Annotated in this window: 13 protein-coding genes and 1 riboswitch; of the genes, 8 read left to right on the plus strand and 5 right to left on the minus strand. The window is 70.6% G+C overall.

The genetic code is table 11. The features are described 5' to 3' along the window. On the plus strand, nt 1–1,493 hold a 1,493-nt coding region (locus A33M_RS03715; protein WP_237718265.1), incomplete at its 5' end, for an ammonium transporter. A 131-nt stretch (nt 1,494–1,624) separates the two neighbouring features. Here the strand turns inward: A33M_RS03715 and A33M_RS03720 are convergent. Further along, complete coding sequence (locus A33M_RS03720; RefSeq protein WP_008383663.1) at nt 1,625–2,362, minus strand: hypothetical protein; 738 nt, start codon at nt 2,360–2,362, stop codon at nt 1,625–1,627. Beyond that, on the minus strand, nt 2,325–2,861 hold the full coding sequence (locus tag A33M_RS03725) for a DUF488 domain-containing protein (RefSeq protein WP_052026832.1): 537 nt from the start codon (nt 2,859–2,861) through the stop codon (nt 2,325–2,327). The genes A33M_RS03720 and A33M_RS03725 overlap by 38 nt, the downstream gene beginning before the upstream one ends. A 199-nt stretch (nt 2,862–3,060) precedes the next feature. Here A33M_RS03725 and A33M_RS03730 point away from each other — a divergent pair, with 199 nt between their 5' ends. The 4 genes from A33M_RS03730 to A33M_RS03745 all read left to right on the plus strand — a co-directional run bounded on the left by A33M_RS03730 (nt 3,061) and on the right by A33M_RS03745 (nt 9,271). Continuing rightward, nucleotides 3,061–4,272: an aminotransferase class I/II-fold pyridoxal phosphate-dependent enzyme gene (locus tag A33M_RS03730; RefSeq protein ID WP_008383665.1), complete on the plus strand. Its 1,212-nt coding sequence runs from the start codon at nt 3,061–3,063 to the stop codon at nt 4,270–4,272. Nucleotides 4,273–4,290: 18 nt separating this feature from the next. Next, nucleotides 4,291–6,807, plus strand: a complete 2,517-nt coding sequence (locus A33M_RS03735; protein WP_008383666.1) for an FtsK/SpoIIIE family DNA translocase — start codon at nt 4,291–4,293, stop codon at nt 6,805–6,807. A gap of 90 nt (nt 6,808–6,897) precedes the next feature. Further along, a complete protein-coding gene (cobO, locus tag A33M_RS03740) occupies nt 6,898–7,557 on the plus strand; it encodes a cob(I)yrinic acid a,c-diamide adenosyltransferase (protein WP_008383667.1) in 660 nt (219 codons plus the stop codon). A 235-nt stretch (nt 7,558–7,792) separates the two neighbouring features. Next, on the plus strand, nt 7,793–9,271 hold the full coding sequence (locus A33M_RS03745) for a cobyric acid synthase (protein WP_008383668.1): 1,479 nt from the start codon (nt 7,793–7,795) through the stop codon (nt 9,269–9,271). Here A33M_RS03745 and cbiB read toward each other — a convergent pair. Beyond that, nucleotides 9,261–10,241: an adenosylcobinamide-phosphate synthase CbiB gene (gene cbiB, locus A33M_RS03750; protein WP_008383669.1), complete on the minus strand. Its 981-nt coding sequence runs from the start codon at nt 10,239–10,241 to the stop codon at nt 9,261–9,263. The two genes, A33M_RS03745 and cbiB, sit on opposite strands and share 11 nt — an antisense overlap. 42 nt (nt 10,242–10,283) lie before the next feature. Between cbiB and cobD the strand changes: the two genes are divergently transcribed. Further along, on the plus strand, nt 10,284–11,306 hold the full coding sequence (gene cobD / locus A33M_RS03755; RefSeq protein ID WP_040619206.1) for a threonine-phosphate decarboxylase CobD: 1,023 nt from the start codon (nt 10,284–10,286) through the stop codon (nt 11,304–11,306). Here cobD and tcuB read toward each other — a convergent pair whose 3' ends face one another. Together tcuB and tcuA are read right to left on the minus strand one after the other, a co-directional pair. Then, on the minus strand, nt 11,307–12,458 hold the full coding sequence (gene tcuB, locus A33M_RS03760) for a tricarballylate utilization 4Fe-4S protein TcuB (protein ID WP_008383671.1): 1,152 nt from the start codon (nt 12,456–12,458) through the stop codon (nt 11,307–11,309). It abuts the gene before it with no gap. Further along, the gene (gene tcuA, locus A33M_RS03765) at nt 12,442–13,818 is read right to left on the minus strand and encodes an FAD-dependent tricarballylate dehydrogenase TcuA (RefSeq protein ID WP_008383672.1); all 1,377 of its coding nucleotides are present in this window, start codon (nt 13,816–13,818) and stop codon (nt 12,442–12,444) included. Before tcuA ends, tcuB begins: the two co-directional genes overlap by 17 nt. A 157-nt stretch (nt 13,819–13,975) precedes the next feature. Next, a riboswitch (cobalamin riboswitch) is annotated at nt 13,976–14,186 on the plus strand. A 204-nt stretch (nt 14,187–14,390) separates the two neighbouring features. Between tcuA and A33M_RS03770 the strand changes: the two genes are divergently transcribed. Both A33M_RS03770 and A33M_RS03775 read left to right on the plus strand, forming a co-directional pair. After that, a complete protein-coding gene (locus A33M_RS03770) occupies nt 14,391–14,744 on the plus strand; it encodes a cysteine-rich small domain-containing protein (protein ID WP_040619176.1) in 354 nt (117 codons plus the stop codon). Nucleotides 14,745–14,754: 10 nt separating this feature from the next. Then, nucleotides 14,755–15,273, plus strand: a complete 519-nt coding sequence (locus A33M_RS03775; RefSeq protein WP_008383675.1) for a bifunctional adenosylcobinamide kinase/adenosylcobinamide-phosphate guanylyltransferase — start codon at nt 14,755–14,757, stop codon at nt 15,271–15,273. Nucleotides 15,274–15,333: the final 60 nt, after the last annotated feature.

Raw genomic sequence — 15,333 nt, forward strand, 5'->3', positions numbered from 1 at the left:
CCAGCGAGCCCGCCGCCTCCACCGCGGCGCCGAGCGCCCCGGCGGCGACCACCCCGGCCGCCGCCCCGGCCGCCGCCGAGCAGGTCTCGGGCGGCACCGCGACCGCCGCGGTGACCCCGCCGGCCGCGCCCACGGTCAACAAGGGCGACAACGCCTGGATGATGACCTCGGCGGTGCTCGTGCTGCTGATGACCATCCCGGGCCTCGCCTTGTTCTATGGCGGCCTGGTGCGCACCAAGAACATGCTCTCGGTGCTCGCGCACGTGTTCTACACGGTGTGCGTCGTCATCGTGATCTGGGCGCTGTACGGCTACTCGATGGCCTTCACCGGCGGCACCACGCCGTATGTCGGCGGCTTCACCAAGATGTTCCTCACGGGCGTCACGCCCGAGGCGGCCACCGGCACCTTCACCGCCGGCGCCAACATCTCCGAGCTCGTGTTCGTCTGCTTCCAGATGACCTTCGCGGCGATCACCCCGGCCCTCATCGTCGGCGCCTTCGCCGAGCGCATGAAGTTCTCGGCGGTCGCGCTGTTCATCCCGCTGTGGGTCACCCTGATCTACTTCCCGATGGCCCACATGGTCTGGTACTGGGCCGGCCCCGACGCGATCGTCGCGGCGCACGCCGCGGTCCAGGCCGCGACCGACGAGGCGGCCCGCACCGCCGCCCAGGCCAATCTCGACGCCGTCCTCGCCGACGCCGGCCAGATCTTCCTGTGGGGCGGCATCGACTTCGCGGGCGGCACCGTGGTGCACATCAATGCCGGTATCGCCGGCCTGGTCGGCGCCCTGATCGTCGGCCCGCGCATCGGCTACGGCAAGGAGCTGATGCCGCCCCACTCGCTGGTGCAGACGATGATCGGCGCCACGCTGCTGTGGGTGGGCTGGTTCGGCTTCAACGCCGGCTCCGCCCTCGAGGCGTCGGGCTCGGCCGCGCTCGCGATGACCAACACCTTCATCGCCACCGCCGCCGCGGCGCTGTCCTGGATGTTCGCGGAGTGGATCACCAAGGGCAAGCCGTCGCTGCTCGGCGCGCTGTCGGGCTGCATCGCCGGCCTCGTCGCGGTCACCCCGGCGGCCGGCTTCGCCGGCCCGATGGGCGCCCTGGTGCTCGGCCTGATCGCCGGCGTGGTCTGCCTGTTCTTCGTCGCCGTGGTGAAGAACGCGCTCGGCTACGACGACGCCCTCGACGTGTTCGGCATCCACTGCGTGGGCGGCATCGTCGGCGCCATCCTGACCGGCGTGCTGGTCAACCCGGCGCTCGGCGGCACCGGCATCTACGACTACGTCGCGGGTGCGGTCGCCGACTACAACATGCAGACGCAGCTGATGGCCCAGATCAAGGCGGTCGCCTTGACGCTGGTGTGGTCGGGCGTCGGCTCGGCGGTCCTCTACAAGATCGTCGACGTCGTCGTCGGCCTGCGCCCGACCCCGGAAGCCGAGCGCGAAGGCCTCGACCTCTCCGACCACGGCGAGCGCGCCTACAACATGTGAGGCTCTCCTCTCCTCGCATCACCGGAAAGGACGGACACCCGGCACCGCCCTTTCCACCGGAGGCCCCGACCACCCGTCGGGGCCTCTTTTTTTCGGAGAGGCGGACCTTCGGCGCCGGACACGATCGGGAGTCAACCGAAAAGGTCCGGCTGACGCACTTCGTCGAGCCGCAGGACGCCGAGCAACTGCCACACGTGCGGGCGTTTCGCCTGATTGCCCACCACGAATGCCATGCCGCGTCCAGGATAGTGGTCGTTGTAGACGGCAGACATCCGGCTCAAGGCGCCGGCCTCGCCATGAGACATCCGCCACTTCCAGAACATCGTGTGGGTTTCCCAGTCGCCGCTCCGGAAGCTGTGGTGTCCGTCTCCGTCCTCGAAGTCGAAAATGAATTCGAAGGGTGACGGCTCGATCTCGGCAAGTTGTTTGTCGAAGAACGCCGTTTGCTTCGCGGCACGCTTGTAGGCGGCGCGCTCGTCGGCAATGTGGCCCGGCTTCTTCGGCTTCAAACGAAAGCAGGTGTTCTTCGGGCGGATGAGGGCGAGCGACCGGCCCTGCGCGGCGGCAGACGATATCGAAGGGACAACGAGCGGATCGAGCAGTCGAGCGCGCTCTCGAGGCGGCAGGCTCCCATTTCGGGCAATGGTGTCCTCGAATACGTGGCAGCTCTCCGAGCGGCTGTCGTGCGTCGGGCGCCGGTAGCGAAACGTGATGACGTCCCACCGGCCGAAACTGTGGCGCCCTTCGAGATGGCGGAAGCGGACCGGAAAGAGGCGCTTCCATTCGCGCTGCTCGGTCACACCGGCGCAGCAGACCGTCTCGCCGTACCTCTTACTCGGCTGCGGCAGCGCCTTGACCAGGACGACCACGCGTGAGGTCGGGAAACCGTCCTGCATACCGCTCGGGCTGGTCGCCATAGAGGTGAACCACCTGGATACCTTCAACCGACAGGTTATCCAAGATGAGGGAGCGATGACAATATTTCGCGTCACGTTCGAAGCACATCAGGCACGTCCGGTTCGTTCGCATCACCTCCAGGAGCGAACCGAGCTGGGCCTGGCCCGGGCGGCCAGCGAGATGACGTCGGTAAATGCGGTGAAAATCGTCGTAACGTCCCGCGCGGGCGGCGTCCCGTCCAGGCTTGGGGTCACCCAGCCCGACGAAGTGGACGTAGCCGATTCCCGCAGTCTCCAGCTGCGCTCGCAGGCTGTTCTTGGAAAATCCCTTCTTGCGCGAGACGGCGACGGCTCTCACGTCTGCGAGGACCTCTACGCCGACCGCCTGCAGCGTGGCGATGAACCGATCGATGTCGGTCGCTTCGTACCCGATCGTGAAAACGATGGATGGTGTCGTCTTCGATGCCTTCACGATGGCTCTCCCGCGATCGATCGACCCTTCCGGCCGCCGAAGCGGCCACACCCTAGACCGCACCCTGGCATTCGTCACCCGCCACCCCCCGCCCGCCGATGGTTAATCGCGCCTTAACCTCGCCGCCGCTATGGTCTTTCCGTGATCCGCAATCCGCCCGGCCGCCGGGCGGACGCAACCGTTCGAGTGCCGTCCCCCGATGTCCAGCTCCGCCGCCGACCCCGAGATCGTCTCCGCGCCCGGCACGGCGATCGGGCGCTCGCCCTTCGTGCGGCTGAACGAGCTTCTTTCGGACGTCGCGCCCGGCAAGCCGCCGATCGTGCTCTCGCTCGGCGAGCCGCAGCACCCGGTGCCGGGCTTCGTGGCAGAAATTCTCGGCTCCGACATCGCCTCGCTCGGCCGCTATCCGGCCGGCAAGGGAACGCCCGCCTTCCGCACCGCCGCCGCGCAGTGGCTCGCCGGCCGCTACGGGGTGCGGATGCCCGATCCCGAGACCGAAATCCTGGTGCTCAACGGCACCCGCGAGGGGCTGTTTCTCGCCGCGGTCGCCGCCCGCCGGTTCGTCGCACCGCGCCGCGGCACGCCCGCCGTGCTGGTGCCGAACCCGTTCTATGCCGTCTATCCGGCAGGCGCCGACGCCGCCGGCTGCGAGACCGTCTTTCTGCCGGCGACCCGCGAGACCGGCTTCTTGCCCGACCTCGACGCGCTCGACGAGGCGCTTCTCGCCCGCACCGTCGCCTTCTATCTCGCCTCGCCCGCGAACCCGCAGGGCGCGGTGGCCGAGCTCGCCTATCTGTCGCGGCTCGTCTCGCTCGCCCGCCGCCACGGCTTTCTCGTTTTTGCCGACGAGTGTTATTCCGAGATCTACACCCGCGAAAAACCGCCCGGAATCCTCGAGGCGGCGGGCGAAGACTTTGCCGACGTCGTGGTGTTCCAGTCGCTGTCCAAGCGCTCCAACCTGCCGGGGCTGCGGGTCGGCTTCGCCGCGGGCGACGAGCGGTTCCTGAAAACCTTCCTCGAGCTGCGCAACGTCGCCGCGCCGACGGTGCCGGTGCCGGCCCAGCTGGTCGGCGCCGCCGCCTATGCCGACGAGGCGCATGTCGACGAGAACCGCCGGCTCTATGCGAGAAAGTTCGAGATCGCCGAGGAGATCGTCGGCACCCGCTACGGCTGGGTGCGCCCGGCGGGCGGCTTCTATCTGTGGCTCGACGTCTCGGCGCACGGCGGCAGCGAGCAGGCGACGCTCGCGCTGTGGCGCGAGGCGGGGGTGAAGGTTTTGCCCGGCCGCTACATCGCGCGCGATCGGGCCGACGGCAGCAATCCCGGCGCGGATTTCATCCGCGTCGCGATCGTGCAGGACGAGGAGACCACGGCGGAGGCGCTGCGGCGCCTGGTCGCCGTGCTGGGATAGAGCCACCGCCGAGGGGTCATGACCGCACTGCGCCACACCGGGTCCATCGCTCTGCTGCCGGACGACCTTCGCGCCGCGGTGGCGCGCCGCGTCCGGCAGGCCGGCGGGCTCGTGCTGCTCGGCGCGGCGGCGCTGTGCCTGGCGGCGCTGATCACCTGGTCGGTCAAGGACCCGAGCCTGAGCCACGCCACCTCGGCGCCGGTGCGCAACCTGCTCGGCGTCCCGGGCGCGATCGTCTCCGACCTGTCGATGCAGCTCTTCGGCCTCGCGATTTTGGCGCTGATCGCGCCGATCGCGGTGTGGGGCTGGCGGCTCGCCCACGAGCACCGGTTCGGGCGCGAGCGCTGGCGGCTCGGCGCTTGGGTGCTCGGCCTGCCGCTCGCCGCCGGCTTCGCCTCCTGCCTGCCGAGAAGCGCCGCCTGGCCGCTGCCGACCGGGCTCGGCGGGGTGGTCGGCGACGGCATGGTGCACGGTCCGGCCTGGATCGGCATCGGCGCCAGCGTCTGCCTGGTGGTCTATGGCGCCGCCGCCGCCGCCGCGATCCTGTTCGCCTGCGGAGTCGGCTTCACCGCGACCGCGACCGACGCCCCGAAAAAGCCCGCCGCCAAGGCGAAGCCGGCAAAGCCGGTGGCCGCCCCGCTCGCGCCCGACGATCCGGACGAGGACGAGGAGGACGGCGACCGCGCCTCGGTGTCGATCGGCCTCGTGGTGCATGCGCTCCTGAGCCTCAAGGCGCGCGCGCTGCGGCTCGCCCGCGCCGGCATCGTCGCCGGGGTGAAGGCGTTGCGCGAGCGCGACAAGGAGCCCGACACGCTCGCCCGCGACCGCCGCGAGCCGCATTTCGGCGCGATGCCGCCGGCCGCCGATCCGGTCGCACCCGATGCGGACGCGCAAGGCGACGCGGCTTACGAGGACGAGCCGTACGACGAGAGCGACGAGGAGGTCGAGGACGCGCCCGCCCCCGCTCCCCGCAACGCCAGGAAGGCGGCGCCGGCCGGCCGCAAGCCGAAGAAGCCCGCCGAGTACGAGCTGCCGTCGCTGAACCTGCTCGCCGCGCCGAAGGCGTCCGACCGCAACGTGGTGCCGAAGGACGTGCTGGAAGCGAACGAGACCGCGCTCGAGACGGTCTTGTCCGACTTCGGCGTCCGCGGCGAGATTCTCGACGCGCACCCCGGCCCCGTGGTCACGCTCTACGAGCTGGAGCCGGCGCCCGGCATCAAGTCGTCGCGCGTCATCGGGCTCGCCGACGACATCGCCCGCTCGATGAGCGCGGTGTCGGCCCGCGTCGCGGTGGTGCCCGGCCGCAACGTGATCGGCATCGAGCTGCCCAACGCCACCCGCGAAAAAGTTCTGTTTCGCGAGATGCTGGCGTCCGAGCAGTTCCACGACTGCAACGCCAAGCTGCCGCTCTGCCTCGGCAAGACGATCGGCGGCGACGCGGTGATCGTCGATCTCGCCCGCATGCCGCATCTCCTGATCGCCGGCACCACCGGCTCGGGCAAGTCGGTCGCCATCAACACCATGATCCTGAGCCTCCTGTACCGGCTGCGGCCGGACCAGTGCCGGCTGATCATGGTCGACCCGAAAATGCTCGAGCTGTCGGTCTATGACGGCATTCCGCATCTCCTCACGCCCGTCGTCACCGACCCCAAGAAGGCCGTCGTCGCGCTCAAATGGGCGGTGCGCGAGATGGAGAGCCGCTACAAGAAGCTCGCAAAAGTCGGGGTGCGCAACATCGAGGGCTACAATGCCCGCCTCGCCGAGGCGAAGGCCAAGGGCGAGCGCCTCACCCGCACGGTGCACACCGGCTACGACAAGGAGACCGGCACCGCGATCTACGAGACCGAGGAGCTCGACCTCGAGCCGTTGCCCTTCATCGTGGTGGTGGTCGACGAGATGGCCGACCTGATGATGGTCGCCGGCAAGGACATCGAGGGTGCGGTGCAGCGCCTCGCCCAGATGGCGCGCGCCGCCGGCCTGCACGTGATCGTCGCCACCCAGCGCCCCTCGGTCGACGTCATCACCGGCACCATCAAGGCGAACTTTCCGACCCGCATCTCCTTCCAGGTCACCTCCAAGATCGACAGCCGCACGATTCTCGGCGAGCAGGGCGCCGAGCAGCTGCTCGGCCAGGGCGACATGCTCTACATGGCCGGCGGCGGCCGGATCAGCCGCGTGCACGGGCCGTTCGTCTCCGACGAGGAGGTCGAGAAGATCGTCCGCCACCTCAAGACGCAGGGCGCGCCGCAATATCTCGAGGACGTCACCGCCGAGGAGGAGAGCGGCGACGGCGAGGCGGTGTTCGACGGCACCGCGATGGGCCAGGAGGGCGACCTCTATCAGCAGGCCGTCGCCGTGGTGCTGCGCGACCGCAAGGCCTCGACCAGCTACATCCAGCGCCGCCTGCAGATCGGCTACAACAAGGCCGCCTCGCTGATGGAGCGGATGGAGGCCGAGGGCGTGGTCGGCCAGGCGAACCATGCCGGCAAGCGCGAGATTCTGGTCGGCGGCGACGCCGAGGAAGAAGCCTTTTGATTCTATCGCCGTCCGGGTTCCGGCTGCGCCGCACGCCGTTGCGCTCGCGGGCCGCAATGTGATCATGTCGGCCCCGACCACGGAGCCCGCATGACCGACCACACCCCCGACACCGTTTCCACCGACACCGTTTCCGGCACCGCCGTGCCCGACCCCGCCGAGGCCGCGCGTCATCGCGAAAAAATGCGCAAGCGCAAGGCGCTGCAGGACGCAGAAATCGCCGCGCGGACGGTGGAGAAGGGCCTTCTGATGGTCCACACCGGCACCGGCAAGGGCAAGTCGACCGCCGCCTTCGGGCTCGTGCTTCGCGCGCTCGGCCACGATGTGCGGGTCGGGATCGTGCAGTTCGTCAAGTCGCGCGACACCGGCGAGCGCGTCGCGCTGCAAGCCTTCGGCGACCGCGTGGTGTGGCACACCGCCGGCGAGGGTTTTACCTGGGAGACGCAGGACAAGGCGCGCGACATCGCCGCCTGCCGCAACGCCTGGACGCTCGCCGAACGCTTGATGGACGATCCCTCGATCGGCCTTCTCGTCCTCGACGAGCTGAACATCGCGCTGCGCTACGACTATCTGCCGCTCGACGAGATTCTGTCCCGCCTCGCCGCACGGCGGAAGGAGCTGCACGTCGTGATCACCGGCCGCAACGCAAAACCGGCGCTGATCGAGGCGGCCGACCTCGTCACCGAGATGACGCTGGTCAAGCACCACTTCAAGGCCGGCGTGAAGACCCAGGCCGGGATCGAGTATTGACGATGCCGCATCTTTCGATCCGCGCATTCGTCCCGATGGCCATGCCGATGCCCCCCTCCCGCAAGAGGGACGGGAGCCGGGTGTGGCACGGCGCACAAAATTCGGCAGCCACCGAGCGAGCGGCTCTCGCTGCAGAAGCGGTCGTCAAAGTGGCGACGCATCGGCTCCGTCGTTCCCTCCCCCCTCGTGGGGGAGGGACAGGGAGGGGGGCCAGACCGTCGTTCGGCCTCGGATCATGACCCGCGCGCTGATGTTCCAGGGCACCGGGTCGGACGTCGGAAAGTCGCTGATCGTCGCAGGTCTCTGCCGGCTGCTGGCGAATCGCGGCGTCTCGGTCGCACCGTTCAAGCCGCAGAACATGTCGAACAACGCTGCCGTCACCGCCGACGGTGGTGAGATCGGCCGGGCGCAGGCGCTTCAGGCGCGCGCCGCGCGGATCGCGCCGAGCGTCGACATGAACCCGGTGCTGCTGAAGCCGCAGAGCGAGGTCGGTGCCCAGATCGTGCTGTGCGGCAAGGTGATCGGCAGCGCGGGCGCGCGCGATTATCAGTCGCGCAAGGCGCTGCTGATGCCCGCCGTGCTGGAGAGCTTTTCGCGGCTTCGTGAGAGCGCCGAGATCGTGCTGGTGGAGGGCGCGGGTTCGGCCTCGGAAGTGAATCTTCGTGACAACGACATCGCCAATATGGGCTTTGCCCGCGCCGCAAGCGTGCCGGTGGTGCTGATCGGCGACATCGACCGCGGCGGGGTGATCGCGAGCCTCTGCGGCACCGCCGCGGTGATCGATCCCGCCGACGCCGCGCTGATCCGCGGCTTTCTGGTCAACAAGATGCGCGGCGACCCGGCGCTGTTTGCCGCCGGCATGGCGTTCGTCGCCGAAAGAACCGGCTGGGCGGCGCTCGGGCTGGTGCCGCATTTTGCAAATGCCTTCCGGCTGCCGGCGGAAGACAGCATGGCGCTCGACGGTCTGCCGGCCGCGCGCCCGCCGGGCGCGGCGCAGCGCGCAAAAATCGCGGTGCCGGTGCTGCCGCACATCGCCAATTTCGACGACCTCGATCCGCTAAAGCTCGAGCCCGCGGTCGAGCTGGTGATGCTGCGGAACGGCACGCCTCTGCCGGCCGACACCGACCTGGTGATCCTGCCGGGCTCGAAGGCGACCATCGCCGATCTCGCCGCGCTGCGCGCCGCCCGCTGGGACATCGACATTCTCGCGCATGTGCGCCGTGGCGGGCGGGTGCTCGGCCTGTGCGGCGGCTATCAGATGCTGGGCCGGGCGATCGCCGACCCCGACGGCCTCGAGGGCTTGCCGGGCACCGCGCAGGGGCTCGGTCTCCTCGACGTGACGACCACCCTCGGCGGCGACAAGTCGCTGGTCGCGGTCACCGGAAAGACGGTCGCCGACGGCGTGCCGCTCGCCGGTTACGAGATGCATATGGGCCGCACCGAAGGCCCCGGCACGCGCCGCCCGCTGGTGCGGCTCGACGACGGCTCGTCCAGCCGCGACGACGGCGCGGTGTCGCCGGACGGACGGGTCGCCGGCTCCTATGTGCACGGCTTCTTCGCCGACGACCGCCAGCGCGCCCGCTGGCTCGAAACGCTCGGCGTGCCGAGTGCTGCGGGCTCCTACGAGGCGATGGTGGACGCGACGCTCGATGCGCTCGCCGATCACCTCGCCCGCCATGTCGACGTGGAAAAGCTGCTCGCCCTCAGCCGCTGACCAGAAGGCCGAGCACCGCCAAAATGCCCAGCGCGCCGAGAAACGCCGCCCGGTAGAGCGTCAGCGCGCGAAAAATGTCGGCCGGCGTCGCCTCGGCGCGGCCGTCGCCCATCCAGGCATCGTCCACCCGCACGCCGCCATACACCCGCGGGCCGGCGAGCCTGAGCCCGAGCGCCCCGGCCATCGCCGCCTCCGGCCATCCGGCATTGGGCGAGCGGTGCCTTTTCGCATCGCGCAGCACGGCGCGCAGCGCGCCCGATGCCGAGGCGCCCGGCACCACCGCGGCGGCGGCGATCAGCATCAGCCCGGTCAGCCGCGAGGCCGGCAGGTTGACGAGATCGTCGAGCCGCGCCGCCGCCCAGCCGAACGCCCGGTATCGCGCGGTGAGATGGCCGATCATGCTGTCGGCGGTGTTGATCGCCTTGTAGGCGAGCATGCCCGGCAGGCCGAGAACGAGATACCAGACGGCGGGCGCCGTCACGCCGTCGGAGGAATTTTCCGCGAGGCTCTCGATTGCGGCGCGGCACAGCGCCGGCCCATCGAGCGTCTCCGGATCGCGGCCGACGATTTTTGCGATCTCCCGCCGCCCGCCGGGCAAGCCTTCGCGTTGCAGCACCACCGCGACCGCCCGCACGTGACGATCGAGGCTGCCGCCGGCGATCAGCGTCGCCGCGGTGACCACCAGAAGCACGATGCCGAGGAGCGGCACACCCGCCGCGAACCCTTCCAGCACGAGGCCGCCGAGAAGGCCGATGCCGAGCAGCACGACCACGGTGGCGATGCCGCCGGCGCGGCGAAACGTCTCGGGCAGCGCGGGCCGATTGAGCGCCGCATCGAGCGCCGCGATCAGCCGGCCGATCCACGAGACCGGATGGCCGATTGCGCGAAACAGGGCGTCGGGATACCCCACCACCGCCTCGAGGCCGGCGGCGAGAACCAAGATCAGCAAGCGGTCGGTGAGGTCGAGCACGGGCGGACGCTTCTTTTCGCGGGTGACGTTTTGCGGGTGACGATGGAGACGAGCGAGGATTTACGCGCGCATGGCGGGCGAATCGATCGGGCGGCGCGATTGTATCCCGGCGCGCCGGTGCCGTGGGTGGACCTGTCGACCGGCATCAATCCCGAACCGTTTCCGGTGCCGGCGATCGAGCCGGTGCTCTATCATCGGCTGCCGCTGGCGGCCGATCTGTCCCGCCTGACCGAGGCGGCGGAGGCGGCTTATGGCCGCCCGGCGGGCACCGTGCTGCTGCCGGTGCCGGGCAGCGAGATATCGATTCGTCTGCTGCCGCTGGTGGCGGGCGGCCGCCGGGTCGGCATTCTCGGCCCCACCTACGGCTCGCACGGCGAGGCGTGGCGCGCCGCCGGCCGCGAGGTTGCGGTGCTTTCGGACTTGCCCGACCCGGAGACGAGCGGGCTCGACACGGTCGTCCTGGTCAATCCGAACAACCCGGACGGGCGCCGCTTCTCGCGCGATGCTTTGCTGGAGTTCGCGGACCGTTGGACCGCACGGCCCGACGGGCGGCTGGTGGTCGACGAGGCGTTTGCCGACGTCGCGCCCGAGATTTCGCTGCTCGCGACGGCGCGGCTGCCGGCGGGGGTGACGGTGCTGCGGTCGCTGGGCAAATTCTTCGGGCTCGCCGGGCTCAGGCTCGGCTTCGTCGCCGCATCCGAGCGCGACGCACTGGCGTGGCGCAACCTGCTCGGCGACTGGCCGGTGTCGGGCCCGGCCTGCGCGATCGCCGCCGATGCGCTCGCCGACGACGCCTGGACCGCCGCGACGCGCGCCCGGCTCGCCGCCGACCGTCGCCGCCTCGAGGCGCTTCTGACGCAGGCGGGCTTTTCCCTGCGTGGCGGCTGCGACCTGTTCGTGCTCGCCGATGATTGTTCCGGCCTCGACCCGATCGACCGGTTCGCCCGGCACGGGATCCTGGTGCGCGGCTTTGCCGATGCGCCCACCCGCTGCCGCTTCGGCCTGCCGGGCGACGAGGCGGCATGGCAGCGGCTCGAGACCGCCTGCGCGACAAAGCCCGGCTGATCACTCGCCGCCGCTGCGGCGGGGCGGCGCCACGATGCGGTCGATCGCGGCGCGCAGCAGCGCCACCGCGCGGAACGGCGCGTGGATCATCTTCGACATCGGCAGCGCCAGGAAGAAGCCGGTCACCAGCCCGAGATGCAGCGTCAGCACGAGGCCCATCAGGCCGGTCTCGCGAAGGAGCAGCACCGCGAGGCCGCTCGCCGCCACCAGGGCCAGCAGTGCCAGAAACACCGCGTTGTGCCGCCGCTCGGTGGCGAGGGTGGGATCGCGGTCGCCGCGCAGCTCGATCGCCGCGAGCCCGCCGATGCCGGCGAGCATCGCCACACCGCCGAGCGTGCCGGACAGCACCGGCAGGCTGAACCAGCCATAGGGCGCGGCCAGGCCTGCGAGGTGGTGCAGCGCGGCGGCCGAGACCGTGGCGACGAGCGTGCCCAAAAGTCCGCCGACCAGCAGATGGTGGCTCCAGCGGCGCTCCCGCGAGAAGCGGCCGTCGACGTCGTTGCAGCCGTGCCCGCCGCCGCCGAGATTCTTCAAGATCACGATGTCGCGCAGCGCGGGCTTCAGCGCCTTTCGCAGCACCCCGCGCTTCACCCGCGGATCGACCGCCCGCCAGAACGCCAGCGTCGACCAGGCGAGCGACACCACCGCCCACAGGAGCGAAAGCCCGGCGGCGCCGCTCATCAGCGGCAGCGGCACGATTTCGTAGAACGCCCCCTCGCCCCGATGGACCGCGAAAAGCTCGGCCGACGGCACCGCGATCAACACCCCGAGAACCATCGCCAGCGTCGTGATCAGCACCACCGCGACGGCGACCATCGGCCGGTCGAGAGCCGGCGCGAGACAACGCGGGCGCACGAAGCCGGCATAGGACGCTTCGCGCGCCGCGGCGAGCGCCTGCGGCAGGTTCACCGCGAAGGGGTGCGGCGGGGCGTATTGGCAGGCGTACCAGCAGCCGCGGCAGGCGTGGCAGAGATTGGCGAGGTGGGCGACCTCGACGAGCGAGAAGAACGCCTTGCCGGCGATCGCCGGAAACACCGCGCAGAAGCCGTCGCAATACATGCAGGCGCTGCACAGCCGCAGCACCCGCTCGGCCTCCTCGTGAGTCTCGGCCCGGCGAGTGTCCGACGTGCGCGTCTCAGACGGTCGTTGCACGGGCGGCCTCCTCGCCGGCGATCCGCCCCGACACGGCGGCGAGCGTCACCCCGAGCCCGGCGAGATAGCCGCGCCCCAAAATGTTCGCCTGCACGAGCGTGCCGGCAGCGAACAGCCGTGGCGCCGCCGTCCCGTCGCGCATCACCACCCGCATGGCGCCGTCCACCCGCACGCCGTAGCGGGTGAAGGTGAGGCCCGGCAACAGCGGCCAGGCCGCGAGCGGCGGCTCGCGCACCGGGCGGGTGGCGGGCTGCAGCGCCAGCGCCGCCGTGTTGAAGCGCTCCACCGTGTCGGCGAGCGCGGCCGCGTCGACCTCGAGCCTGCGAGCGAGATCGGGAAGCGCTTGCGCGGTCACCGGCGGCAGCGCGGTCGGGCCGGCGCGGCGCAGGCCGTCGCGGTCGACGATCAGATAGGCGATGTGGCCGGGTGCGGCGGCGATCCGCGGCCCCCACTGGGCATAATGGGTGCGGCGGGTGTCGGCGCGCTCGTCGGCGATCCGCCGGCCGGTGCGGTCGACCACGATGCCGTAGGGGATGCCGGTGATGCGGGTGACGATGCCGCCGTCGAAGCGCGGCCCGCGGGCATCGACCGCCACCATGTGGGCCGAGCCCGGATCGCCGATCGCCTGTGCGCCGAGGCCGAGCAGCAGGCGCAGGCCGCGCCCGTCGGCGTACGGCGTGCCGCGGATCACCAGCCGGCCGGCCGCCTCGCCGAAATCCTCGCGCAGCCAGTCGAGATCGGCCTGGTGGCCGCCGGTCGCCATCACGATCGTTTTCGCCCGCAGGCGTACCCGAACCCGCTCGCGCTCGCGCGCACCGTGCCGGACGATCTCCGCCTCGCACCCGTCGTCGTGCGTGCGCACCGCCGCCACCTCGGCGTCGTAGGCGACGCGCACGCCGAGCCGCTCGGCGGTCGCGTACAGCGCGTTCACCATCGCCTTGCCGCCGCCGAACAGGAAGGCGGTGCGCCGCGAATAGGGCAGCACGCCGGCGTCGCGCGATTGCAGCGCCACGCCGTTGTCGGCGAGCCACGGCGCGATGCTCGCGGAGGCGCGGACCAGATGGCGGGCGAGCGCGAGGTCGCACTCGCCCTCGGTCACCCGCTCGAGATCGGCGACGAACTCGTCCTCGCGATAGGCGTCGGGCACCCAGTCGGCCGGGCCGTCGTGGACGATGCGGAAATTGCGGGCGTGCCGGGTGTTGCCGCCGCGCAGCGCGAGCGGCGCGCGCTCGGCGAGCAGCACCGAGGCACCGCGGCGGCGGGCGGCGATCGCCGCGCACAGGCCGGCGGCCGCGCCGCCCGCGACCAGCACGTCGACCGCAACATCGTCGACCGGAAAATCTTCGGCACGAGGAATCATGAGAACGCGCCCACGGCAGACGCACGCCGTCCGGTCGCACGAGAGGTCGGAGGGCGCCGTCATGAAAGCTCCGCCCGCCGAAGTCAACGCCCCTTGCGCGCCGTCCGTGCCATCGCGGCGGCCGGCCGCTCGCCTTGCGCCGCGGCGCGCTTCGTGCTCAGGTGACGCCGTCTTCGGTGCCTCGAAAGAGGTGAAACGGGAACGCGGTGCGGCGACCGCCTTCGGGTCTCGCTCATGCCGCGGCTGCCCCCGCAACTGTAGGCGGATCGCCGCCGGTCGACGGCCACTGAGCGTTTCTCTCGCTCGGGAAGGATGACCGGCAGCCATGATCCGTGAGCCAGGAGACCGGCCGGAGACACGGGGTTCAGTTCGTTCGACGGCGGGTCGAAGGGAGAAGCCGATGCCCATCCGAAGCTGATCGTCCTTCCATTCGCCATCCGCCGGCGTGGCTCGCACGCCCGCCGAACCCGCTCGCGCCGCGATCCCCGTGGTCCGGGCGGCGGATCGTCCGTGCTCGCGTCGTCCGGCCTCGGCGTCGCGTGAAAAGCCTCGCTCCGCATCGGACGCCGTTCATGCAGCCGAAGGACACCACGACCAACGAGGCCTTCAAGGGCTTCACCAACACGGCCTGCCCGTTCCTGCCCTGCCATGCCGGGGTGCGGGGCGACTTCAACTGCCTTTTTTGCTACTGCCCGCTGATCGCTTACCGATGCCCCGGCCCCTATCAGGTGTTCACCGACCGCCACGGCCTTCACCGCAAGGACTGCTCGGCCTGCACGCTGCCGCACAACGGCTTTCGTGGCGCGTGGAACTTCATCCAGAAATGGCTGGAGCGACCGGTGGTGTGGGACGGCAGCGCGCAGACGCGGCGCTATCGCCAAAAACCCGTGCGGCCGCGCGAGACCGCCATGAAAGAAGAAGCGTGAGCGAAAGATCTTGGGCGAGCTGATCCATCTCACCGGGCCGGTGCGCAGCGGCAAGAGCCGGCGCGCCGTCGATCTCGCCCGCGGGTTCGGCGACGGCGTGGTGTTCGTCGCGACCTACCGCCGCGATCCCGACGACGCCGAGATGGCCGAGCGGGTGCGCCGCCACCAGGCCGAGCGCCCGTCGGGCTGGCGCACACTCGAGGCGCCCGAATGCGTGTCGGAAGCGCTTCTGGCGCTCGACCCGCCGCCCTCCGGCGTGGTGATCGACAGTATCGCGCTGTGGCTCGCCGACCGCATGGAGATGACCGACGACGCGGTGCTGTCGGCCTGGAGCGCCGACCTCGAGGCGTTCCGCACAGCACCCTTTCCAGTCGTGGTGATCGGCGACGAGGTCGGCTGGAGCCCGGTGCCGATGGACCCGGTGGTGCGGCGGTTTCGCGATCTCGCGGGATTTCTCGGCCAGCGCACGGCGGCCAAGGCCACCGAGGCGTGGCTGATGGTCGCCGGCTGCCCGGTGCGGCTGAAATGAGAGCTCGCTCTTTGTTACGGGAGACGCCCAAAACTCCGCTCGTTCCCGCGCAAGCGGGAA

The organism is Rhodovulum sp. PH10 (assembly GCF_000293785.1).
Classification (GTDB): Bacteria; Pseudomonadota; Alphaproteobacteria; order Rhizobiales; family Xanthobacteraceae; genus Rhodoplanes.

Bases quoted from the DNA above. Each gene is read 5' to 3' on its own strand.
- A33M_RS03735 (WP_008383666.1), top strand. From the start codon at position 4,291: ATGACCGCACTGCGCCACACCGGGTCCATCGCTCTGCTGCCGGACGAC.
- A33M_RS03745 (WP_008383668.1), top strand. From the start codon at position 7,793: ATGACCCGCGCGCTGATGTTCCAGGGCACCGGGTCGGACGTCGGAAAG.
- tcuA (WP_008383672.1), bottom strand. From the start codon at position 13,818: ATGATTCCTCGTGCCGAAGATTTTCCGGTCGACGATGTTGCGGTCGAC.
- A33M_RS03770 (WP_040619176.1), top strand. From the start codon at position 14,391: ATGCAGCCGAAGGACACCACGACCAACGAGGCCTTCAAGGGCTTCACC.
- cobO (WP_008383667.1), top strand. From the start codon at position 6,898: ATGACCGACCACACCCCCGACACCGTTTCCACCGACACCGTTTCCGGC.
- A33M_RS03730 (WP_008383665.1), top strand. From the start codon at position 3,061: ATGTCCAGCTCCGCCGCCGACCCCGAGATCGTCTCCGCGCCCGGCACG.
- cobD (WP_040619206.1), top strand. From the start codon at position 10,284: ATGGAGACGAGCGAGGATTTACGCGCGCATGGCGGGCGAATCGATCGG.